Origin of the sequence: Streptomyces sp. NPDC014861 (assembly GCF_043081625.1) — a bacterium.
Classification (GTDB): Bacteria; Actinomycetota; Actinomycetes; order Streptomycetales; family Streptomycetaceae; genus Streptomyces.
The window spans coordinates 291,231-312,746 of record NZ_JBIBWV010000007.1 but is presented as its reverse complement, the minus strand read 5'-3'; the positions used below and the strand labels follow the sequence as shown (position 1 = coordinate 312,746).

The 21,516-nt window shown below is 72.6% G+C and carries 18 protein-coding genes; 10 read left to right on the top strand and 8 right to left on the bottom strand.

What is annotated here, in order from left to right; all coding sequences use genetic code 11:
* Nucleotides 1-80 precede the first annotated feature (80 nt).
* The 4 genes from ACF1BN_RS17720 to ACF1BN_RS17705 all read left to right on the top strand — a co-directional run bounded on the left by ACF1BN_RS17720 (nt 81) and on the right by ACF1BN_RS17705 (nt 4,163).
* Complete coding sequence (locus ACF1BN_RS17720; protein ID WP_392332518.1) at nt 81-1,328, top strand: MFS transporter; 1,248 nt, start codon at nt 81-83, stop codon at nt 1,326-1,328.
* 31 nt (nt 1,329-1,359) lie between these two features.
* Complete coding sequence (locus tag ACF1BN_RS17715) at nt 1,360-1,869, top strand: MarR family winged helix-turn-helix transcriptional regulator (protein ID WP_392332517.1); 510 nt, start codon at nt 1,360-1,362, stop codon at nt 1,867-1,869.
* Nucleotides 1,870-2,058: 189 nt separating this feature from the next.
* Entirely contained in the window at nt 2,059-2,391 is a 333-nt protein-coding gene (locus tag ACF1BN_RS17710; protein WP_376601973.1) for a DUF3817 domain-containing protein, read from the top strand.
* A gap of 71 nt (nt 2,392-2,462) precedes the next feature.
* Nucleotides 2,463-4,163 carry a methylmalonyl-CoA mutase gene (locus ACF1BN_RS17705; protein ID WP_392332516.1) on the top strand — a complete coding sequence of 567 codons (1,701 nt, stop codon included), beginning with the start codon at nt 2,463-2,465 and terminating at the stop codon, nt 4,161-4,163.
* Between the two features lie 157 nt (nt 4,164-4,320).
* Here the strand turns inward: ACF1BN_RS17705 and ACF1BN_RS17700 are convergent, their stop codons facing one another.
* Together ACF1BN_RS17700 and ACF1BN_RS17695 are read right to left on the bottom strand one after the other, a co-directional pair.
* Nucleotides 4,321-4,740: a PPOX class F420-dependent oxidoreductase gene (locus ACF1BN_RS17700; protein ID WP_392332515.1), complete on the bottom strand. Its 420-nt coding sequence runs from the start codon at nt 4,738-4,740 to the stop codon at nt 4,321-4,323.
* Between the two features lie 9 nt (nt 4,741-4,749).
* A complete protein-coding gene (locus tag ACF1BN_RS17695; protein ID WP_392332514.1) occupies nt 4,750-5,373 on the bottom strand; it encodes a TetR/AcrR family transcriptional regulator in 624 nt (207 codons plus the stop codon).
* 252 nt (nt 5,374-5,625) lie between these two features.
* On the opposite strand from ACF1BN_RS17695, the gene ACF1BN_RS17690 reads away from it, so the two are divergent.
* The 4 genes from ACF1BN_RS17690 to ACF1BN_RS17675 all read left to right on the top strand — a co-directional run bounded on the left by ACF1BN_RS17690 (nt 5,626) and on the right by ACF1BN_RS17675 (nt 9,980).
* Nucleotides 5,626-6,594 (top strand): tetratricopeptide repeat protein, encoded by a 969-nt coding sequence (locus ACF1BN_RS17690; protein WP_392332513.1) that lies wholly within the window; start codon nt 5,626-5,628, stop codon nt 6,592-6,594.
* Nucleotides 6,595-7,228: 634 nt separating this feature from the next.
* Nucleotides 7,229-7,897 (top strand): DUF6230 family protein, encoded by a 669-nt coding sequence (locus ACF1BN_RS17685; RefSeq protein WP_389163738.1) that lies wholly within the window; start codon nt 7,229-7,231, stop codon nt 7,895-7,897.
* 108 nt (nt 7,898-8,005) lie between these two features.
* Nucleotides 8,006-8,575 (top strand): DUF6114 domain-containing protein, encoded by a 570-nt coding sequence (locus ACF1BN_RS17680; RefSeq protein WP_389163735.1) that lies wholly within the window; start codon nt 8,006-8,008, stop codon nt 8,573-8,575.
* Nucleotides 8,565-9,980 carry a hypothetical protein gene (locus ACF1BN_RS17675; protein ID WP_392332512.1) on the top strand — a complete coding sequence of 472 codons (1,416 nt, stop codon included), beginning with the start codon at nt 8,565-8,567 and terminating at the stop codon, nt 9,978-9,980. Before ACF1BN_RS17680 ends, ACF1BN_RS17675 begins: the two co-directional genes overlap by 11 nt.
* An 82-nt stretch (nt 9,981-10,062) precedes the next feature.
* Here ACF1BN_RS17675 and pyk read toward each other — a convergent pair whose 3' ends face one another.
* The 3 genes from pyk to pta all read right to left on the bottom strand — a co-directional run bounded on the left by pyk (nt 10,063) and on the right by pta (nt 14,932).
* Nucleotides 10,063-11,493, bottom strand: coding sequence for a pyruvate kinase (gene pyk / locus ACF1BN_RS17670; protein WP_392332511.1), 1,431 nt, complete (start codon nt 11,491-11,493; stop codon nt 10,063-10,065).
* A 74-nt stretch (nt 11,494-11,567) separates the two neighbouring features.
* Nucleotides 11,568-12,842 (bottom strand): acetate kinase, encoded by a 1,275-nt coding sequence (locus ACF1BN_RS17665; protein WP_392332510.1) that lies wholly within the window; start codon nt 12,840-12,842, stop codon nt 11,568-11,570.
* On the bottom strand, nt 12,839-14,932 hold the full coding sequence (gene pta, locus ACF1BN_RS17660; RefSeq protein WP_376600448.1) for a phosphate acetyltransferase: 2,094 nt from the start codon (nt 14,930-14,932) through the stop codon (nt 12,839-12,841). The genes ACF1BN_RS17665 and pta overlap by 4 nt, the downstream gene beginning before the upstream one ends.
* 334 nt (nt 14,933-15,266) lie before the next feature.
* On the opposite strand from pta, the gene ACF1BN_RS17655 reads away from it, so the two are divergent.
* Complete coding sequence (locus ACF1BN_RS17655) at nt 15,267-16,292, top strand: 6-phosphofructokinase (protein ID WP_376600450.1); 1,026 nt, start codon at nt 15,267-15,269, stop codon at nt 16,290-16,292.
* Nucleotides 16,293-16,534: 242 nt separating this feature from the next.
* On the opposite strand, the gene ACF1BN_RS17650 is transcribed toward ACF1BN_RS17655, so the two are convergent.
* The 3 genes from ACF1BN_RS17650 to ACF1BN_RS17640 all read right to left on the bottom strand — a co-directional run bounded on the left by ACF1BN_RS17650 (nt 16,535) and on the right by ACF1BN_RS17640 (nt 19,723).
* A complete protein-coding gene (locus tag ACF1BN_RS17650; protein ID WP_392332602.1) occupies nt 16,535-17,143 on the bottom strand; it encodes a helix-turn-helix domain-containing protein in 609 nt (202 codons plus the stop codon).
* Nucleotides 17,144-17,357: 214 nt separating this feature from the next.
* The gene (locus ACF1BN_RS17645; RefSeq protein WP_392332509.1) at nt 17,358-18,047 is read right to left on the bottom strand and encodes a response regulator; all 690 of its coding nucleotides are present in this window, start codon (nt 18,045-18,047) and stop codon (nt 17,358-17,360) included.
* Complete coding sequence (locus ACF1BN_RS17640; RefSeq protein WP_392332508.1) at nt 18,044-19,723, bottom strand: ATP-binding protein; 1,680 nt, start codon at nt 19,721-19,723, stop codon at nt 18,044-18,046. The genes ACF1BN_RS17645 and ACF1BN_RS17640 overlap by 4 nt, the downstream gene beginning before the upstream one ends.
* A 188-nt stretch (nt 19,724-19,911) precedes the next feature.
* On the opposite strand from ACF1BN_RS17640, the gene ACF1BN_RS17635 reads away from it, so the two are divergent.
* Nucleotides 19,912-21,339 carry a cation:dicarboxylate symporter family transporter gene (locus ACF1BN_RS17635; protein ID WP_392332507.1) on the top strand — a complete coding sequence of 476 codons (1,428 nt, stop codon included), beginning with the start codon at nt 19,912-19,914 and terminating at the stop codon, nt 21,337-21,339.
* Nucleotides 21,340-21,516: the final 177 nt, after the last annotated feature.

Sequence of the window (21,516 nt, the reverse complement as noted above, 5' to 3'; positions counted from 1 at the left end):
ATCCGGGCCTTCGCGGTCTCATGATTCGGCTGGAGCCGAAAGTCTAGGACGGGACGGCTCCCGCCCCGCACGCTGCCGCCATGTCCCCGACCGACACGGCGGCCGCCGCACCCCCGGCCGCCACCGCACCCCCGCCCGGCTACCTCGCCGTCTTCCGCGTCCGCGAGTTCCGATGGGTCTTCGGAGCGCACCTCCTCTCGCTCCTCGGACTCGTCGTCAGCGAGATCGCGCTCACCGTCCTCGTCTACGACCTCACCCGCTCCCCGCTCCTCTCCTCCCTCACCTTCGCCGTCGGCTTCGTCCCCTACCTCCTCGGCGGCACTCTCCTCGCCGGCGTCGCCGACCGCCACCCGCCCCGCCGGGTCCTCGTCGTCTGCGACCTGATCTGCGCCGGCGCCGTCGGGCTCATGGTGCTGCCCGCCACCCCCGTCGCCGGACTCCTCGTCCTGCGCTGCGTCGTCGCCGTCGTCGCCCCCGTCTTCCAGGGCACCCGGATGGCGACCCTCGCCGACATCCTCGGAGACGGCGACCTCTTCGTCCTCGGCCGCTCGCTCCTGCGGATCGTCTCCCAGTCCGCCCTCCTCGCCGGCTTCGGCGTCGGTGGCGTCCTCCTCACCGTCGTCCCCGCCCGCGGCGCCATCGCCCTCACCGCCGGCACCTTCCTCCTCTCCGCCGTCCTGCTGCGCCTCGGCACCGCCCGCCGCCCCGCCCGCGCCGCCGCCGCAGCGCGCGAAGGGCTCGGCGCCACCTGGTCCCTCCTGCGCGACCGGCGGATCCGCGTCCTGATGCTGCTCTTCTGGGTGCCGCCGTTCTTCGTCGTCGTCCCCGAGGCCCTCGCGGCCCCCTACGCGCGCGAGCTCGGCGCCTCCACCGCCGCCCTCGGCCTCCTCATGTGCGCCATGCCCGTCGGCACCATCGCCGGCGAACTCCTCGCCGGCGCCGTGCTGCGGCCCGCCACCCGCTCCCGGCTCGTCGCCCCGCTCCTCCTCGTCACCTTCCTCCCCTTCCTCCTCTACGCGCTCCGCCCCGGCCTCGCCCTCGCCGCCCTCGCCCTCGGGCTGTCCGGCGCCGCCGGCGCCTACGTCCTGGGCCTCGACGCCTGGTTCGTCGCCGCCGTCCCGGAGGAGCAGCGGGGGAGGGCCATGACCCTCATGACGGCGGGCATGATGACCGTCCAGGGGCTCGGCATGGCGGGCGCCGGACTGGTCGCCGAGTTCGTCCCCGTCCACCACGTCGTCACCGGCGCCGGGGTCCTCGCCACGGTCGCCGTGGCCGCGCTCCTGGCCGAGACCCGCGCATCGGGCGGCCGAAAGGTGAGACAGGGCTGACCGGCATGTGACCAGTGGGTAAGGTCGACGCGTGCCGAAGCCGCTCAGTCTCCCGTTCGACCCCATCGCCCGAGCCGACGAACTCTGGCAGAAGCGCTGGGGCCCGGTCCCCTCGATGGCCGCGATCACCTCGATCATGCGCGCCCACCAGATCCTGCTGGCCGAGGTCGACGCCGTGGTCAAGCCGTACGGGCTGACCTTCGCCCGCTACGAGGCCCTGGTGCTGCTGACCTTCTCCAAGGCGGGCGAGCTGCCGATGTCGAAGATCGGCGAGCGGCTGATGGTCCACCCCACCTCGGTGACGAACACGGTGGACCGCCTCGTGAAGTCCGGCCTCGTCGACAAGCGCCCCAACCCCAACGACGGGCGCGGCACCCTCGCCTCCATCACCGAGAAGGGCCGCGAGGTGGTCGAGTCCGCCACCCGCGACCTGATGGAGATGGAATTCGGCCTCGGCGCGTACGACTCCGAGGAGTGCGCCGAGATCTTCGCCCTGCTGCGCCCGCTGCGGGTCGCGGCGCACGACTTCGACGAGCGCTGACCGGGCTCCGGCGAGCGACGGACCCCGGCTCGGGCGAGCGCCGGCCCCGGGTGCGGCGGGCGACGGATCCCGGCTCGGGCGAGCGGCGGCCCCGGCTCGGGCGGGCACCGGCCCCGGCTCCGGTGAGCGCTCCGGTGAGCGGCGACCCCAGCGAAGATCGCCCCGAAGCGGACGGTTACGCTCGACGGCATGAAATCCAGCGTGCTGACCCGCTACCGCGTCATGGCGTACGTGACCGCCGTCATGCTGCTCGTGCTCTGCGGCTGCATGGTCGCCAAGTACGGCTTCGACACCGGCGAGGACCTGACCTTCGCGGTCTCCCAGACCCACGGTGTCCTGTACATCATCTACCTGGTCTTCGCCTTCGACCTGGGCTCCAAGGCCCGGTGGTCGTTCGGCAGGATCGTGTGGCTGCTGCTCTCCGGCACGATCCCCTTCGCCGCCTTCTTCGTCGAGCGCAAGGTCGTCGCCGAGGTGAAGCCGCTGGTCAGCGGCGCGCAGCCGGTTCCCGTCAAGGCCTGACCCCCACCCCCGCGCAGATGTGCGGGGGTTTGTCATCGACATTTACTAGGACGTCCTAGTAAATTTGAAGCATGGACGCTGACGCCATCGAGGAAGGCCGCCGTCGCTGGCAGGCCCGTTACGACAAGGCCCGCAAGCGCGACGCGGACTTCACCACGCTCTCCGGGGACCCCGTGGAGCCGGTCTACGGGCCCCGGCCCGGGGACACCTACGAGGGGTTCGAGCGCATCGGCTGGCCCGGCGAGTACCCCTTCACCCGGGGACTGCACCCGACCGGCTACCGGGGCCGCACCTGGACCATCCGCCAGTTCGCCGGCTTCGGCAACGCCGAGCAGACCAACGAGCGGTACAAGATGATCCTCGCCGCCGGCGGCGGCGGGCTCTCGGTCGCCTTCGACATGCCCACCCTCATGGGCCGCGACTCCGACGACCCCCGCTCGCTGGGCGAGGTCGGCCACTGCGGCGTCGCCATCGACTCCGCCGCCGACATGGAGGTCCTCTTCAAGGACATCCCGCTCGGCGACGTCACCACCTCGATGACGATCTCGGGCCCCGCCGTCCCGGTCTTCTGCATGTACCTGGTCGCCGCCGAGCGCCAGGGCGTCGACCCGGCGGTGCTCAACGGCACGCTCCAGACCGACATCTTCAAGGAGTACATCGCGCAGAAGGAGTGGCTCTTCCCGCCCGAGCCGCACCTGCGCCTCATCGGCGACCTGATGGAGCACTGCGCCGCCGGCATCCCCGCGTACAAGCCGCTCTCCGTCTCCGGCTACCACATCCGCGAGGCCGGGGCGACGGCCGCGCAGGAGCTGGCGTACACGCTGGCCGACGGCTTCGGCTACGTCGAGCTCGGCCTCTCCCGCGGCCTCGACGTGGACGTCTTCGCGCCCGGCCTCTCCTTCTTCTTCGACGCGCACCTCGACTTCTTCGAGGAGATCGCCAAGTTCCGCGCCGCCCGCCGGATCTGGGCCCGCTGGATGAAGGAGGTGTACGGGGCGAAGACCGACAAGGCGCAGTGGCTGCGCTTCCACACCCAGACCGCCGGCGTCTCGCTCACCGCGCAGCAGCCGTACAACAACGTGGTGCGCACGGCCGTGGAGGCGCTCTCCGCCGTCCTCGGCGGCACCAACTCCCTCCACACCAACGCCCTCGACGAGACCCTCGCCCTCCCCAGCGCGCAGGCCGCCGAGATCGCGCTGCGCACCCAGCAGGTGCTGATGGAGGAGACCGGCGTCGCCAACGTCGCCGACCCGCTGGGCGGCTCCTGGTACGTCGAGCAGCTCACCGACCGCATCGAGGCCGACGCCGAGAAGATCTTCGACCAGATCAGGGAGCGCGGACTCCGGGCCCACCCGGACGGCAGGCACCCGATCGGCCCGATCACCTCCGGCATCCTTCGGGGCATCGAGGACGGCTGGTTCACCGGCGAGATCGCCGAGTCCGCCTTCCGCTACCAGCAGTCCCTGGAGAAGGGCGAGAAGCGGGTCGTCGGCGTCAACGTGCACCACGGCTCGGTCACCGGCGACCTGGAGATCCTGCGCGTCAGCCACGAGGTCGAGTGGGAGCAGGTCCGCGTCCTCGGCGAGCGGAAGGGCCGGCGCGACGAGGCGAGGGTCCGCGCCTCCCTCGACGCCATGCTGGCCGCTTCCCGGGACGGCTCCAACATGATCCCGCCGATGCTCGACGCGGTCCGCGCCGAGGCCACCCTCGGCGAGATCTGCGACGTGCTCCGCGAGGAGTGGGGCGTGTACGTGGAGCCCGCCGGCTTCTGATCCGGACGCGCTCGAAGAAGCCGGCGGGCCGGTACGGGGGTTCCCGTACCGGCCCGCCGGTGTGCGTCAGCGGACCGGGCGGGGCCTCCGTACCGCGCCGCCGGTGTGCCCTCGGCCGACCGGGCGGGGAGCCCCCGTACCGGCCCGCCGGTGTGCGTCAGCGGACCGGGCCCAGCACCTTCGACGGGGTGATCCGGAGCGTCACCCGGACCTTCTCGGGCGGCAGTTCCAGGTACTCCCGCCCGGCGTCCGCGCCCTCGTACTTCTCCGCCAGCGCCACCGCCAGGGCCCGCCCCTCGTCCTCGGTGACCGTCGCCGTGCCGCGGATCTCGGTGTAGCGGTCCGGGTCGCGGCGGTCGAGGAGGACGAGCGAGACCCGCGCGTCGGCCCGGATGTTCTTGACCTTGCGGCGGCCCTCCTGGCTGGAGACGAGGACGTCGTCGCCGTCCCGGCCCACCCACACCACCGAGGTCTGCGGGGAGCCGTCGGGCTGGATCGTGGCCAGGACGGCGTGGTTCACGTCGTCGAGCAGGGCGCGTACCGCCTCGGAGAGCCGGATGTCCGTACGAATGATCATGCGGGCACGCTAGCCGAGCGCGGCCACCGCGCCCAGGCCGCCGACCAGCAGCGCGGAGAGCCGCGCGACCCACTGCCCGTCCACCGGCTCGGCGCTCACCAGCGCCCGGTGCACCACCGCGCCGGCGACCACGTCGAAGATCAGGTCGTCGGTGGCGTCCACCGCGACCGGGTCCCGGCCTGCGGGGAGCTCGCCGCGCTCCTGGGCCCGCCGCCGCCCGTCCAGGACGAGCCGCTTCTGGCGCTCCACGATCGAGGTCCGGATCCGCTCGCGCAGCGGGGCGTCCCGGGTCGACTCGGCGACCACGGCCATCAGGGCCGTCTTGGTCTCGGGGCGCTCCAGGAGGGCGGCGAACTGGAGGACGACGTGCTCGATGTCGGCCTGGAGGGAACCCAGATCGGGCAGTTCGAGTTCATCGAAGAGGACGGCGACGGCGTCGACGACCAGTTCGTTCTTGTTGGCCCACCGGCGGTACAGCGTGGTCTTGGCGACTCCGGCCCGGGTGGCGACGTCGCCCATGGTGAGTCCGGACCAGCCCAGCTCCACCAGGGCCGCGCGGGTCGCCTCCAGGATGGCCGCGTCGGCCTCGATGGACCGGGGGCGGCCGGTGCGTGGGGTGGTGCGGTTACACATGAACGACGACCATACCCGCCGGTAGGTACGGCGCCAGAGGCGCGCGATGTGAGGCAGTTCACGGCCCGGGGCTCCCGCCGGCCCGGCCCCGGCCATTACGCTACGACCCGTAGCGAAAGGCTGTGAGAGGCCTGAGCGACAACCATCGCAGGACCGCCGGGTGGGGACCCGGCGGGCGTGGGCGCCCTCGGTGGAGGGCGCTGTTCAGCCATGACTTACCGGTTCGGCGTGCGGAGGGGGGAGGATGTACCCATGCAGCCCCGAAACATGTCCATGAGCGGCGTCGTCGACCTCGCCGCGGTGAAGGCGGCCGGAGAGGCCAAGGCGAAGGCGGAGCAGGCGCGCGCCGAGGCCGCCCGCCACGGCGGGCCCGTGGCGGTGCCGCCCTCCGCCCTCGTGATCGACGTCGACGAGGCGGGCTTCGAGCGCGATGTGCTCCAGCGCTCCGCCGAGGTCCCGGTCGTCCTCGACTTCTGGGCTGAGTGGTGCGAGCCCTGCAAGCAGCTCGGCCCGCTCCTGGAGCGGCTGGCCGAGGAGTACGACGGCCGCTTCCTGCTCGCGAAGATCGACGTCGACGCCAACCAGATGCTGATGCAGCAGTTCGGCATCCAGGGAATTCCGGCCGTTTTCGCGGTCGTCGCCGGTCAGGCACTGCCCCTCTTCCAGGGCGCGGTGCCGGAGGCGCAGATCCGCCAGACCCTCGACCAGCTGATCCAGGTCGGCGAGGAGCGCTTCGGTCTCACCGGCCTCGCCGTGGACCGGGACGCGGACGGCGCGGAGGCCGCCGAGCGGCCGGTCGCCGGTCCGTACGACGCCCTCCTGGAGGCGGCCATGACCGCGCTCGACGCGGGCGACATGGCGGGCGCCGTGCAGGCGTACAAGAACGTGCTGGCCGACGACCCCGAGCACCCCGAGGCCAAGCTGGGCCTCGCCCAGGCCGAACTGCTCGCCCGGGTGCAGGGCATGGACCCGCAGGCGGTGCGGAAGAACGCGGCGGACAACCCGGCGGACGTCGCCGCGCAGATCGCCGCCGCCGACCTGGATCTGGTGGGCGGTCACGTCCAGGACGCCTTCGGGCGGCTGGTGGAGACCGTGCGCCGGACCTTCGGCGAGGACCGGGACGCGGCGCGGCTGCGGCTCCTGGAGCTGTTCGAGGTCATCGGCCCGGAGGACCCGCGGGTGATCGCGGGCCGTCAGGCGCTGGCCCGGGTGCTGTTCTGAGCCCCGAATTCCCGGCCCCGCGCTGAGCGCCTGCTCAGGGCGGGGAATGGCGCCGGATCGTCCGACGATTTGGCGACACGGTGACAAGTGGCGGCCGCGCTTTACCAAATCTTGATAATCGCGGCCGCTGTTACTTGCAGTAAATCGAACCTGTGAGTCTGTCCGGGTTCACCCTCCCATAAGCGGATTTTCCGCACCACGCGCCTCCACCCTGCGTACCCACCCGGCGGCATCGCGCCATGGCGTGGTCACGCATCCGTTACTAGCGAGTAATGAACCCCTTGTGCGGGCGCCGGTAATGGACCACGATCGGCCACGCTCGGTCCGAACCGCACGCCCCGGCAACCGCCTGGGACGCGCGGCGAGGGTCCCCACCGGGCGGGCCGGCGCCCCTGGCGGCCGGCCATCGGACAGGGGGGTTCCTGCTCCCACCGGGCAGGACCTGTCCACCGGGCCGTGCGTACGCGCGGCACATGGTTGTCGCTCGGGGGTGATCGCCGGTGATCAGGACGCGTCGCGTGACGCGCTTCCTCACGCCTCGGCGCTCTCCTTCCCGAGGACGTAGCTCTTCTCCCATCCCAGGACGGGCCCCGGGCCCTTCTTGAGAGATGTACGTCCGAGAAGGAGGATTCTCATGAAGTCCCAGGTTCGTGGCGGGACCAGATGGAAGCGGTTCGCCGTCGTCATGGTCCCGAGCATGGCCGCCACGGCCGCGATCGGTGTCGGCCTGGCGCAGGGCGCGCTGGCCGCGTCCTTCGCGATCTCCGGCCAGGAGTTCAAGGTCACGACGGACAAGCTCGAGGGCACCGAGTTCGTCCAGTACGGCAGCATCGCGCACGGCAAGAATCTGGACGGCTCGCCGCTCCACGCACCGGTCGCGGTCTCCGGCTTCGACACGGCCAAGATCACCAACATGTGCCAGTCCGTCGTGACCCCGGTTCCGGGCCTCGGTGACATCACCCTCCGCCTGGAGGCGGGCACGGCCGCGGCCAAGACCGGCAAGGACGAGGACAAGGTCCAGGCGAAGGACATCTACCTGGATGTCTCCTACCTGGAGGCCGACGCCGAGTTCGAGCGCATCGACATCGGCGTCGCCGCCGGCTCGCTCCCGAAGTACGACGGCGGCCAGGGCATCCAGCCCAAGACCCAGGCCGACCCGAACGGCTTCTCGCAGCGCGCCGACGTGGCCACGCTGAGGAACGTGAAGCAGAAGGCGTGGGCCACCACGGCCGCCACCTTCAAGCTCCCGGACCTGAAGCTGGCCCTGCACCGGGGCACGTCCAAGGAGTGCTTCCAGGGCTGATCCCGGCACCTGAGGGTGCGGGCCGTTCCGGCGGCCCGCACCCGCTCCGGGGCCAGGCCCCGTCCTCTCCACCTTTCTCAGCAACACCGCTTCCAGGGAGCTGTTTCCATGAGCGCCGAGACCCCTGCCTCCCGCGAAGTCCCCAAGAAGGAGAACCGGTTCAAGGTCTGGCGGCAGACCCGGCCCTTCTGGGCGGGACTGTTCACCATCATCGCCAGTGTGCCGATCGCCTACCTCCCCTACGGGGACGTGCGGCTCGGCAACATCACCCTGGCCATGGCCACGACCGCCGGCGCCGGCGCCCTGATCATCGGCGTCCTGCTCTTCACGCTCGGCCTGACGATGTGGTTCCAGCCCGTCGTCCGGGTCTTCGCCGGCATCGCGGCGATCGTGCTGGGCCTGGTCTCCATCCCCGTGTCGAACTTCGGCGGTCTCGTCATCGGGTTCTTGTTCGCCCTCGTCGGCGGCGGCATGTCCGCGGCCTGGGCACCCGCCCCGCCGGTCGAGGAGACCGACGACGCGGAGCACGACGGTGCGCCGGTGACCTTCGAGAAGACGGCGGACGCCTCCGAGCCCGAGACCGAGCCCGTGATGGCGGCCGGTGTCCCCGAGCAGGCGCACGGACCGGCCACCGACACGACGACCGACGCCAACGGCGGGAGGAACAGTGCGGGGTGACGACACCCAGCCGACTGTCGCGAAGAGCGGGCCGCGGCACGCGGCCCCTCGTAAGACGCTGCTGAACAGGATCCAGGGCCCCGCGGGCAAGGCGATGGCGTTCGCCGCCATGCCGACCGCCGTGCTCATGGGCATGGGCCTCGCGCCCAGTCCCGCGCTGGCCGACGAGAAGGACATCCCCTTCGCCCCCGGCCCCTGTGTGACCCGCTCCGACGAGCCGGTGGCGGAGGAGACGACGGCCACGCCCACGGCGAAGGCCACCGAGACCGCGAAGCCGGAACCGACGGCGACGGCCACCGAGCCGTCCGGACCGTCCGGAGAGCCGACGGCGACCCCGTCGGCGACCGCCACCGCGAGCCCGTCCGCGACCGCCGGGCCGGGCGGCACGGCGAGCCCGGAGCCGACCGCGACCACCTCCGCGTCCGACGCCGGGCAGGGCGGCGCCCAGGAGGCGGCGCCCGCCGCCGACACCGCGCCGACCACCGCCGCGCCCACGCCCACGCCGACGAAGTCGGTCAACCCGCTCGACCCGCTGGGCGTCGGCGACAGCATCAAGGACTTCTTCGACGGGCTCGCCCCGAAGGAGGAGCCCACGGCGACCCCGTCGGCCACCCCGTCGGCGACCGCGACGCCGAGCCCGTCGGCGACGACGGCCGCACCGCGGCAGAAGCCGGCCACGGCGGACGACACCCCGGCGACCCAGGCCCCGGCGACCCGGGCCCCGGCCACCGAGGCCCCGTCCACCGGGACTCCGGCGACCGGGGCACCCGGTGCGAAGAGCTCGGCGGCCGACCGGACCAAGGCCGCCATCGAGGAGGTCGCCGGGAAGGCCGGCGTACCGGTCGAGGAGCTGCCCGAGAGCGCGCAGGGCCTGGACGCCAAGCCGGACACCGACATACCCGACGGCGCCAAGCCCCGCTTCCCGTGCCCCGAGCGCGACGACGCGGCGCTCGCCGCCGCCGAGGTGGAGCCCGGCATCCCGCTGCTGCCGGACGCCCCGTGGCGCCTGGAGAGCACCAAGCTCACGCTCAGCGGCCTGAAGTACCACGGCATCGTCGAGGTGAAGACCTACGGCGGCCAGGTCAAGAAGGTCCTGAAGTTCACCGCGACCTCCATCAAGATCAAGGACCTGCACCAGATCACCGAGCACTCCGAGGGGCGCGAGGGCCACGTCCGCTCCAGGAAGGGCACGGAGTCGACGATCACCGACGGCACGGTGACGATGTACACGGAGGAGCTGAAGGGCAACCTCCTCGGCATCATCCCGATCACCTTCGGCCCCGAGTCACCGCCCCCGCTGGACCTCCCGGTCGTCTTCTTCACCAACGTGAAGCTGAAGCAGGCCGGCCAGTTCGGCGGCACCCTCAGGGTGCAGCAGCTCCGCAACACCGTCGAGCCCGCCTGACCCCCGTACCGCTCCGGGAGCCGCACACGACGACGGCCTCCCCTCCCGCACCCGGGAGGGGAGGCCGTCGTCGTGCCGGGCGTCAGGCGTGGTCGCCGCCGCCCAGGTGGTGGACGCGGACCATGTTGGTGGTGCCGGGGACGCCTGGGGGCGAGCCGGCGGTGATGACCATGGTGTCGCCCGCGTTGTGGCGCTGGAGCTTCAGGAGCTCGGCGTCGACGAGGTCGACCATGGCGTCGGTGTTGTCGACGAAGGGGACCAGGAAGGACTCGACGCCCCAGCTCAGGGTGAGCTGGTTGCGGGTGCCCTCGTCCGTGGTGAAGGCGAGGATCGGCTGCTGGGTGCGGTAGCGCGAGAGGCGCCGGGCGGTGTCGCCGGACTGGGTGAAGGCGATGAGCGCCTTGCCGTCGAGGAAGTCGGCGATCTCGCAGGCCGCGCGGGCGACGGAGCCGCCCTGGGTGCGGGGCTTCTTGCCCGGGACGAGGGGCTGGAGGCCCTTGGCGAGCAGCTCCTCCTCGGCCGCGGCGACGATCTTCGACATCGTCTTGACGGTCTCGATCGGGTAGGCGCCGACCGAGGACTCGGCGGAGAGCATGACCGCGTCGGCGCCGTCCAGGATGGCGTTGGCGACGTCGCTGGCCTCGGCGCGGGTCGGCCGGGAGTTGGTGATCATCGACTCCATCATCTGGGTGGCGACGATGACCGGCTTGGCGTTGCGGCGGCACATCTCGACGAGGCGCTTCTGCACCATCGGGACCCGCTCCAGCGGGTACTCGACGGCGAGGTCGCCACGGGCCACCATGACGGCGTCGAAGGCCGCGACGACCTCGGCCATGTTCTCGACGGCCTGCGGCTTCTCGACCTTGGCGATGACGGGGACCCGGCGGCCCTCCTCGTCCATCACCTTGTGGACGTCCTTGACGTCGGCGGCGTCGCGGACGAAGGAGAGGGCGACCATGTCGCAGCCCATCCGGAGGGCGAAGCGGAGGTCCTCGACGTCCTTCTCGGAGAGGGCCGGGACGTTGACCGCCGCGCCGGGCAGGTTGATGCCCTTGTGGTCGGAGATCACGCCGCCCTCGATGACGACGGTCTTGACCCGGGGGCCCTCGACCTCGACGACCCGCAGCTCGACGTTGCCGTCGTTGATGAGGACCTGGTCGCCCTTGGAGACGTCGCCCGGGAGGCCCTTGTAGGTGGTGCCGCAGATGGACTTGTCGCCGGGGACGTCCTCGGTGGTGATGGTGAACTCGTCCCCGCGGACCAGCTCGACCGGACCCTCGGCGAAGGTCTCCAGACGGATCTTGGGGCCCTGGAGGTCGGCCAGCACGCCGACGGCGCGGCCGGTGTCGGCGGAGGCCTTGCGGAGACGGTCGTACCGCTCCTGGTGCTCTGCCTGGGTCCCGTGGCTCATGTTGAAACGGGCCACGTTCATACCGGCCTCGATGAGAGCCTTCAGCTGCTCGTACGAGTCGACGGCGGGGCCCAGTGTGCAGACGATTTTGGAACGGCGCATGAGGCGGATCCTATCGGTTTGTTTCACTGCGGAATATTCCGGCTGGCGGAAAGTACAAATGGGCGCGGGTCCGCTCAGGCGTTTGTCGTTCGAGTAACTTTTCCGCCCGTGCTTTCGTCCGCGCTTTCGTCCCCGTTTTCCCCCGTCAGCGCGAAGGTCTGACGGGCGATCTCCAGCTCCTCGTCGGTGGGCACCACGGCGACGGCGACCCGGGCGTACTCGGGTGAGATGACCCGCGGTTCGCCGGACCGCACGGCGTTGAGCTCGGCGTCCACCGCGAGGCCCAGCTCCTCCAGGCCGGCGATGGCCGCCTCCCGCACGGGTGCCGCGTTCTCGCCCACGCCGGCGGTGAAGACGACGGCGTCCACCCGGCCGAGCACCGCGTAATAGGCGCCGATGTATTTCCTGAGCCGGTGGATGTAGATGTCGAAGGCGAGCGCCGCCGCCGGATCGCCCTCGTCGACCCGGCGCCGGATCTCGCGCATGTCGTTGTCGCCGCAGAGCCCGACGAGTCCGGACTTCTTGTTGAGCAGCACGTCGATCTCGTCGGCGTCCATGCCCGCCACCCGCTTGAGATGGAAGGTGACCGCCGGGTCGATGTCGCCGGAACGGGTGCCCATGACCAGGCCCTCCAGCGGGGTCAGCCCCATGGAGGTGTCCACGCAGCGGCCGCCGCGCACCGCCGAGGCGGAGGCGCCGTTGCCGAGGTGCAGCACGATCACGTTCACCTCCTCCGGCTCCTTGCCGAGCAGCTTCGCCGCCGCCCGGGAGACGTACGCGTGCGAGGTGCCGTGGAAGCCGTAGCGGCGGATCCGGTGCGCGTCGGCGGTCGCCACGTCGATCGCGTACCGGGCGGCCGCCTCCGGCATCGTGGTGTGGAAGGCGGTGTCGAAGACCGCGACCTGCGGCAGGTCGGGGCGGAGCGCCATCGCGGTGCGGATGCCCAGCAGGTTCGCCGGGTTGTGCAGCGGCGCCACCGGCACCAGCCGCTCGATCTCGGCGAGCACCTCCTCGTCGATGACGGTCGGCTCGGTGAAGCGCAGCCCGCCGTGCACCACCCGGTGGCCGATCGCGGCCAGTTCGGGGGAGTCCAGGCCGAGCCCGTCCGCCGCCAGCTCCTCGGCGACCGCCTTCAGCGCCGCCGCGTGGTCCGGGATCGGGCCGGTCCGCTCGCGCGGCGCGCTCCCGCCGCCCTGGAGCGGGGTGTGGGCGAGCCGGGAGGTGTCCTCGCCGATCCGCTCCACCAGGCCGAGGGCGAGCCGGCCGCCGTCGCTCATGTCGAGGAGCTGGTACTTCACCGACGAGGAGCCGGAGTTGAGGACGAGGACGCGGGTCGGGGTGCCGGTCATGCGGGAAGCTCCTCAGCCGGGGTCGGGACCTGGGACTGGATCGCCGTGATGGCGACCGTGTTGACGATGTCGCTGACGAGGGCGCCGCGCGAGAGGTCGTTGACCGGCTTGCGCAGGCCCTGGAGGACCGGGCCGACGGCGACGGCGCCGGCCGAACGCTGCACCGCCTTGTAGGTGTTGTTGCCGGTGTTGAGGTCGGGGAAGATCAGCACGGTCGCCTGGCCGGCGACCTCCGAGTCAGGCAGCTTGGTCGCCGCCACGGAGGGCTCGACGGCCGCGTCGTACTGGATCGGGCCCTCGATCCGCAGCCCGGGGTGCGCCTCGCGGACCAGCTTGGTGGCCTCGCGGACCTTGTCGACGTCGGCGCCGGATCCGGAGGTGCCGGTGGAGTACGAGAGCATCGCGATCCGCGGCTCGACGCCGAAGCGGGCCGCGGTGGCGGCCGACTGCACGGCGATGTCGGCGAGCTGCTCGGCGTTCGGGTCCGGGTTGACCGCGCAGTCGCCGTACACCAGCACCTTGTCGGCGAGGCACATGAAGAAGACCGAGGAGACGATCGAGGCGTCCGGCTTGGTCTTGATGATCTCGAAGGCGGGGCGGATGGTCGCGGCGGTGGAGTGGACGGAGCCCGACACCATGCCGTCGGCCAGGCCCTCCTGGACCATCAAGGTGCCGAAGTAGTTGACGTCGGACACGACGTCGTACGCCAGCTCCACGGTGACGCCCTTGTGGGCGCGCAGCGCCGCGTACTTCTCCGCGAAGACGTCCCGCAGCTCGGAGGTCTGCGGGTCGATCAGCTGGGTGCCCCGCAGGTCCACGCTGAGGTCGGCGGCCTTCTTGCGGATCGCCTCGACGTCGCCGAGCAGGGTGAGGTCGCAGACGTCCCTGCGGATCAGCACGTCGGCGGCGCGCAGCACCCGCTCCTCGGTGCCCTCCGGCAGCACCACCCGGCGCCGGTCGGCCCGGGCCTGCTCCAGCAGCTCGTGCTCGAACATCATGGGGGTGACCCGGCCGCTGGGCGCCACCGAGATCCGCTTGAGCAGGTCGGAGGTGTCCACGTGCCGCTCGAAGAGGCCGAGCGCGGTCTCCGCCTTGCGCGGGGTGGCCGCGTTCAGCTTGCCCTCCAGGGCGAAGAGTTCGGCGGCGGTCGGGAAGCTGTTGCCGGGGACGGAGATCACCGGGGTGCCGGGCGCGAGCCGGGCCGCCAGGGTGAGGACCGCGTCGCTGGGCCGCTCGTCGAGGGTGAGCAGCACGCCGGCGATGGGGGGCGTGCCGGCCGAGTGGGCGGCGAGCGCGCCGACGACGAGGTCGGCGCGGTCCCCGGGCGTGACGACCAGGCAGCCGGGGGTCAGCGCGGCGAGGAAGTTCGGGAGCATCGCGCCGCCGAAGACGAAGTCCAGGGCGTCACGGGCGAGCCCGGCGTCGTCGCCGAGGACGACGCTCGCGCCGAGCGCGTGGGTGATCTGGGCGACCGTCGGCGCGGCGAGCGCCGGTTCGTCCGGGAGGACGTAGCAGGGGACCGGCAGCCGGGCGGCCAGCCGCTCGGCGATCGCCTCGCGGTCCTCGCCCGCCACCCGGTTGACGACCATCGCGAGGACGTCGCAGCCGAGGCCGTCGTAGGCGCGGAAGGCGTTGCGCGCCTCCGCCCGCACCGACTCGGCCTCCTGGCCCTTGCCGCCGACGACCGGGATGACGGAGGCGCCGAACTCGTTCGCCAGGCGCGCGTTGAGGGCGAGTTCGTCGGGGACCTGGGTGCCGGCGAAGTCGGTGCCGAGGACGAGGACGACCTCGTACTCCCGGGCGACCGCGTGGAAGCGGTCGACGAGCCGGGAGAGGAGTTCGTCGGTGCCCTGCTCGGCCTGGAGCGCGGACGCCTCGTGGTAGTCCATGCCGTAGACCGTGGAGGGGTCCTGGGTGAGGCGGTAGCGGGCGCGCAGCAGGTCGAAGAGGCGGTCGGGGCCGTCGTGCACCAGCGGCCGGAACACCCCCACCCGGTCCACCTGTCGGGTGAGGAGCTCCATGACTCCCAGCTCGACGACCTGGCGGCCGTCCCCGCGGTCGATCCCGGTCACGTACACGCTGCGCGTCACGCCGTGGTCTCCTGTCCAGTCCTGCGGAAGGGGCCCGTCCCGTGGAGGGGCCGTCCTGCGTGAGGGCCCGGCCCGTCCTCGGGGCCCGGCCCTCGCCCTGCGTCAACCCTCGGCCCCCAAAAGAAGCCGACAGAGTGGCATTACCCCCTTGACAATACCCCCGCACCTGGGTAGGTCGCCCGCTGTACGAAGGGCCTCCACGAAGGGACGAAAGACCTCCGGACGGACCCGTTCCCGGCACGCGCGGAGCGGCGGCGAGCGCCCGGGGCGCGTCCGTCGTGTGAGAATCGAAACGGCTCAAACGGAACCTCGACCGAGCAGGAGACAGAGCACGATGCGCATCGGAGTCCTCACCGCAGGCGGCGACTGCCCCGGCCTGAACGCAGTGATCCGGTCGGTCGTGCACCGGGCGGTGACCAATTACGGGGACGAGGTCATCGGCTTCGAGGACGGCTACGCCGGACTCCTCGACGGCCGCTACCGCCCCCTCGACCTCAACGCCGTCAGCGGCATCCTCGCCCGCGGCGGCACCATCCTCGGCTCCTCCCGCCTGGAGCGCGACCGCTTCGCCGCCGCCTGCGACAACGCCAAGGCGCTCGTCGAGAAGAGCGGCTTCGACGCCCTCATCCCGATCGGCGGCGAGGGCACCCTGACCGCCGCCCGGATGCTGTCCGACGCCGGCGTGCCGGTCGTGGGCGTCCCCAAGACCATCGACAACGACATCTCGTCGACCGACCGCACCTTCGGCTTCGACACCGCCGTCGGCGTCGCCACCGAGGCGATGGACCGGTTGAAGACCACCGCCGAGTCCCACCAGCGGGTGATGGTCGTCGAGGTGATGGGCCGCCACGCCGGCTGGATCGCGCTGGAGTCCGGCATGGCCGGCGGAGCCCACGGCATCTGCCTGCCGGAGCGCGCCTTCGACCCGGCCGACCTGGTCAAGATGGTCGAGGAGCGGTTCGCCCGGGGCAAGAAGTTCGCCGTCATCTGCGTCGCCGAGGGCGCGCACCCCGCCGAGGGCACGATGGACTACGGCAAGGGCGAGATCGACCAGTTCGGCCACGAGCGCTTCCAGGGCATCGGCACCGCCCTCGCCTACGAGCTGGAGCGCCGCCTCGGCAAGGAGGCCCGTCCGGTCATCCTCGGCCACGTCCAGCGCGGCGGCACCCCGACGGCGTACGACCGCGTCCTCGCGACGCGCTTCGGCTGGCACGCGGTGGAGGCGGTGCACCGCGGCGAGTTCGGCAACATGACGGCGCTGCGCGGCACCGACGTGAAGATGGTCCCGCTGGCGGAGGCCGTCACCCGGCTCAAGACGGTCCCCGAGGACCGGGTGCGCGAGGCCGAGTCGGTCTTCTGACGGCCGTACGCGCGGGGGCGCACGCGCGGGACGCGCGTCACGCCGTACGCGCGGGGCCGCGCGGGACGAAGGACGGAGGGCCCGGACGACGGGCCCTTCGCCCTTTCTTGTCCCGGGACCTCGTGCCCGATGCCGCTCCCGGCCCCGTGCCCGATGCCGCTCCCGGCCTCGTGCCCGATGCCCGTGCGTGGACCGCGTGCCCGATGCCGCTCCCGGCCCCGTGCCCGGAACCGTCCCCGGTCCTAGTGCCCCACCGCCGCCCAGAAGTGGTCGGCGACCGCTTCCAGGTAGGCGCGGCCCTCGTCGCCGGTCGCGGCCGAGGCGCCCCAGCCGGTGGTCGCCGCCATGCGGGCGTGGTACTCGGAGTGCAGCCGCGCGAGGGCCGGCTCCACCACGCGCTTGGGCAGCGGAAGCATCCGGACCACCGGCTTCACGTACGCCTGCCATCGGGTCGTCGCCGCGTCCCGCAGCAGCTCCGCGAGCCGCTCGTCGCCGCCGGTGGCGGTGATGAGGGCGCGCGGGCCGAGGCCGAGGACCTCGGCGAGCGCGGCCGTCTGCCGTTCGGTGCCCTTCCAGCTGCCCTCGTCCTCCATCCGGCGGTACGCGGGCGTGGCGACGCCCACCTGATGGGCCAGCTCCTCGGCGGAGAGCCCGCGGGCCACCCGGTGCTCCCGCAGCGTGGTGGGGAGGGCGATCAGGTCGGCGGGCGAGCACCAGAGGACGCCCGCGAGGGCGGTCAGCTCCTGCTCGGTCGGCCGGAGGGTGCCGCGCTCCCAGGCGGCGACGGTGTCGGGGGCGACCGGGAGGCCGTACTGGGCCCGCAGGCCGTAGGAGACATGGCCCGGCGCCATGCCGAGCGCCTGGCGCAGGCGGCGGGCGGCCGGGGCGTCGAAGGGAGGAGAGGGATGGTGCACCCGACCACGGTAGGGGCGTGGGAGGATCTGTGGCTACGGTGCGTTCATCTGAGGCCACGGCCTGTAGGAACATCGGAACCGGTCGGTAATCGGTGCGTGACGTCCGGTGAGCGTACGGTTCCGGCGGGGTGCGGCCCCTTGCCGCCCCCGGTCAGCGGTCGCCGCCGCGCCAGCGGTACTGGAGCTCTGGGCGGCCGATCTGCCCGTACTGGGGCGCCCGCACCGCACGGCCCTCGGTCACCAGGTGCTCCAGGTAGCGGCGGGCGGTGATCCGGGAGATCCCCACCGCGGTGCCCGCCTCCGCCGCGGTCAGGCCCGCCGCCGCCTCCCGCAGCGTCCGCGTCACCGCCTCCAGGGTCGGACCGCTCAGGCCCTTCGGCAGCGCGGCCGGACGCGGGGCGCGCAGCGCGGCGAGCGCCCGGTCCACCTCGTCCTGCCCGGACGCCTCCCCGGCCGCGCCCCGGAAGTCGGCGTACCGCACCAGCCGGTCCCGCAGCGTGGCGAAGGCGAACGGCTTGAGGACGTACTGGACCACTCCGAGGGACACCCCCTCGCGCACCACCGCCAGATCGCGCGCCGAGGTCACCGCGATCACGTCCGCCCCGTGCCCGGCGGCCCGCAGCGCCCGCAGCAGCGCGAGCCCGTGCCCGTCCGGCAGGTAGAGGTCGAGCAGGATCAGGTCGACGGGGACCCGGTCGAGCAGCCGTACCGCCGCCGCCCGCGAGTGCGCGACCCCGACCACCCGGAAGCCCTCCACCCGCCCGGCGTACAGCGCGTGCGCGTCGGCGGCGACCGGATCGTCCTCGACCACCAGCACCCGGATCTCCTGCGCCCCGCTCACGCGGCACCTCCCTCGGGGGACGAGGACGGGACGACGGGTCCGGCCTCACCGGCACCGGCCCCCTCCGCGCGGCGGGGCAGCGGCACCCGGACCGTGAAGCGCGCGCCGCCCCCCGGCGCCTCGTCCAGCGTCAGGGTGCCGGAGGCGCGGGTGACGGCCTGCCGGACCAGCGCGAGCCCCAGTCCGCGGCCGGGGCCCCGGGTGGACCAGCCCCGGCCCAGGACCGCGTCCCGGTCGGCGGGGCGGACGCCCGGCCCGCTGTCGTCGACCCGGAGCAGCAGCTCCCCGTCGCCCGTCCGGGCCGCGACCGTGACGGTCACCCGCGCGTGAGGGGCGCCGCCCGCCGCCTCCACGGCGTTGTCCAGGAGATTGCCCAGGACCGTCACCAGATCCCTCGGCTCCAGGGCCGGCGGGAGCAGCCCGTCGTCGATCCTGCTGTCCTCGGTGAGGACCAGCTCCACGCCCCGCTCGTTGGCCTGGGCCGCCTTGCCGAGCAGCAGCGCCGCCAGCACCGGCTCGCCGACCGCGTCCACCACCCGGTCGGTGAGCGCCTGGGCGAGCTCCAGCTCCGCCGTGGCGAACTCCACCGCCTCGGTCACCCGCCCGAGTTCGATCAGCGACACCACCGTGTGGAGCCGGTTCGCCGCCTCGTGCGCCTGCGAGCGCAGCGCCTCCGTGAACCCACGCTGCGAGTCCAACTCACCTGACAACGACTGGAGTTCGGTGCGATCCCGGAGCGTCACCACGGTGCCGCGCCGCTCGCCGCCCACCACCGGGCGGGTGTTGACGACCAGCACCCGCTCGTCGGTCAGATGGGTCTCGTCCACCCGGGGCTCCGAGGACAGCAGCGCCCCGGTCAGCGGCGCCGGCAGTCCGAGCTCGGCCGCCGGCCGGCCCACCACTCCCTCGTCCAGGCCCAGCAGTTCGCGCGCCCCGTCGTTGATCAGCGCGATCCGGCGCCGCCCGTCGAGCATCACCAGGCCCTCCCGCACCGCGTGCAGCGCGGCCTCGTGGTAGTCGTGCATCCGGCTCAGCTCGGCGGCGTTCATCCCGTGGGTGTGCCGCCGCAGCCGCGCGTTGACCACGTACGTGCCGGCGCCGCCGAGCGCGAGCGCCAGGCCCGCCATCGCGAGCAGCGCCGCCACCTGCTCCCGTACCTGCGCGCTGATCCGCTCGATGGTGATGCCTGCGCTGACCAGCGCGACCACCCGCCCGTCGGAGAGGACCGGGGTGATCGTCCGCACCGACGGGCCGAGGGTCCCGAGGTGGGTCTCCGAGAGGGTCTCGCCGCGCAGCGCGGGCTCGATGTGCCCCAGGTAGTGGCGGCCGATCTGCTCGGGCTCCGGGTGCGTCCACCGGGTGCCGTCGGGCGCCATGATCACCACGAAGGCCACGTCCGCCCGCCGGCGCAGCTCCTCGGCGTACGGCTGGAGCGAGGCGGACGGGTCGGCCGAGCGGGCGGCGGCCACCACGGACGGCGAACCGGCCACGGCTGTCGCGGTCGCCGTGGACTGCCGGCGCGCGGTCTCCTCGGCCTGGTCCCGGTCCGTGAGGTACGCGAAGACCGCGCAGCCCGCCACGACCGCGGCCATCAGCACGACCTGCATCGCGAAGAGCTGGCCGGCCAGGCTGCGGGGCCGCGGCCGGGGGAAGGGGCGGGGGAGCGGGAGACGCATGCGAGCAAGTGTGCACGCCGGGATTTGCTGCGGAGCGTTGCGTTCCCGAATCGTGCCCTTCCCGGGGGCCGCGTCCAGGCCCCGTCCGGGGCGGTCCCGGGGACCGGCGACGTTTCGGTCATGAACGAAAGGCACGCAACGGTGACCCCGGTCACAGGCTGATGGATAGTCGCGGAGTCCACCGGGACGTGGACACCCATCAGCGCGAGGAGGACCCCGTGGCCGCACGCCGGGACCGTACCCACTATCTGTATCTGGCCGTGATCGGCGCCGTCCTGCTCGGCGTCGCCGTGGGCTTCCTCGCCCCCGGCGTGGCCGTCGAGCTGAAGCCGCTGGGCACCGGCTTCGTGAACCTGATCAAGATGATGATCTCGCCGATCATCTTCTGCACGATCGTCCTGGGCGTCGGCTCCGTCCGCAAGGCCGCGAAGGTCGGCGCCGTCGGCGGCCTCGCGCTCGGCTACTTCATGGTGATGTCGACCGTCGCACTCGCGATCGGCCTGCTCGTCGGCAACCTCCTGGAGCCCGGTTCCGGCCTCCACCTCACCAAGGAGCTGGCCGAGGCCGGCGCCCAGCAGGCGGAGGGCGCGAGCGAGTCCACCGCCGACTTCGTGCTCGGGATCATCCCGACGACCCTGGTCTCCGCCTTCACCGAGGGCGAGGTCCTCCAGACCCTCCTGGTCGCTCTCCTCGCGGGCTTCGCGCTCCAGGCGATGGGCCCGGCCGGCGAGCCGGTGCTGCGCGGCATCGGCCACATCCAGCGGCTGGTCTTCCGCATCCTCTCCATGATCATGTGGGCCGCCCCGGTGGGTGCCTTCGGCGCCATCGCCGCCGTCGTCGGCGCGACCGGCCTCGACGCCCTCAAGTCGCTCGCCGTCATCATGATCGGCTTCTACCTGACCTGTGCCCTCTTCGTCTTCGTCGTCCTCGGCGCGCTGCTGCGGCTGGTCGCGGGGATCAGCATCTGGGCCCTCCTGAAGTACCTGGGCCGCGAGTTCCTGCTGATCCTCTCGACCTCCTCCTCCGAGTCCGCGCTGCCCCGTCTGATCGCCAAGATGGAACACCTGGGCGTCTCCAAGCCGGTCGTCGGCATCACCGTCCCCACCGGCTACTCCTTCAACCTCGACGGCACCGCCATCTACCTCACGATGGCCTCGCTCTTCGTCGCCGAGGCGATGGGCGACCCGCTCTCGATCGGCGAGCAGATCTCCCTCCTCGTCTTCATGGTCATCGCCTCCAAGGGGGCCGCGGGTGTCACCGGCGCCGGCCTCGCCACCCTCGCCGGCGGCCTCCAGTCGCACCGCCCCGACCTCGTCGACGGCGTCGGCCTGATCGTCGGCATCGACCGCTTCATGAGCGAGGCCCGCGCCCTCACCAACTTCGCGGGCAACGCCGTCGCCACCGTCCTCGTCGGCACCTGGACGAAGGAGATCGACCGGACGCGGGTGACCGAGGTCCTGGCGGGGAAGTTCCCCTTCGACGAGAAGACCCTCGTCGACGATCACACCGATCACGCCGACCGCACACCCCACGCCGACCACGGCCCGGCCGCCGACGCCGGGCCCGTGCCGGACCAGCGCGACCAGGGCGAGGAGCGCGCCCGCGCCGGAGTCTGACCCGCCGTGAACCTCCTCCCGGGACCCGGGCCTTGAGCCGGATCCGGGCACCGGGAGGAACCCGCCCCGCGCGGAAGGCCCTTGACGGCGCCAAGGGCCTGCGCGTGAGAATTCCGGAAAGCACGCACCACCCCGCCCGGCTTCGTCGGGGACGGCGACCGCCTCCTCCTCGTCGTC

Coding starts and splice junctions, on each gene's coding strand:
- ACF1BN_RS17700 (WP_392332515.1), bottom strand. CDS start 4,740: ATGATCATTCGTACGGACATCCGGCTCTCCGAGGCGGTACGCGCCCTG.
- ACF1BN_RS17650 (WP_392332602.1), bottom strand. CDS start 17,143: ATGGCGCCGGGCCATGTCTCCTACGGCCTGCGGGCCCAGTACGGCCTC.
- pyk (WP_392332511.1), bottom strand. CDS start 11,493: ATGCGCCGTTCCAAAATCGTCTGCACACTGGGCCCCGCCGTCGACTCG.
- ACF1BN_RS17720 (WP_392332518.1), top strand. CDS start 81: ATGTCCCCGACCGACACGGCGGCCGCCGCACCCCCGGCCGCCACCGCA.
- ACF1BN_RS17685 (WP_389163738.1), top strand. CDS start 7,229: ATGAAGTCCCAGGTTCGTGGCGGGACCAGATGGAAGCGGTTCGCCGTC.
- ACF1BN_RS17655 (WP_376600450.1), top strand. CDS start 15,267: ATGCGCATCGGAGTCCTCACCGCAGGCGGCGACTGCCCCGGCCTGAAC.
- ACF1BN_RS17705 (WP_392332516.1), top strand. CDS start 2,463: ATGGACGCTGACGCCATCGAGGAAGGCCGCCGTCGCTGGCAGGCCCGT.
- ACF1BN_RS17695 (WP_392332514.1), bottom strand. CDS start 5,373: ATGTGTAACCGCACCACCCCACGCACCGGCCGCCCCCGGTCCATCGAG.
- ACF1BN_RS17680 (WP_389163735.1), top strand. CDS start 8,006: ATGAGCGCCGAGACCCCTGCCTCCCGCGAAGTCCCCAAGAAGGAGAAC.
- ACF1BN_RS17690 (WP_392332513.1), top strand. CDS start 5,626: ATGCAGCCCCGAAACATGTCCATGAGCGGCGTCGTCGACCTCGCCGCG.
- ACF1BN_RS17640 (WP_392332508.1), bottom strand. CDS start 19,723: ATGCGTCTCCCGCTCCCCCGCCCCTTCCCCCGGCCGCGGCCCCGCAGC.
- ACF1BN_RS17665 (WP_392332510.1), bottom strand. CDS start 12,842: ATGACCGGCACCCCGACCCGCGTCCTCGTCCTCAACTCCGGCTCCTCG.
- ACF1BN_RS17710 (WP_376601973.1), top strand. CDS start 2,059: ATGAAATCCAGCGTGCTGACCCGCTACCGCGTCATGGCGTACGTGACC.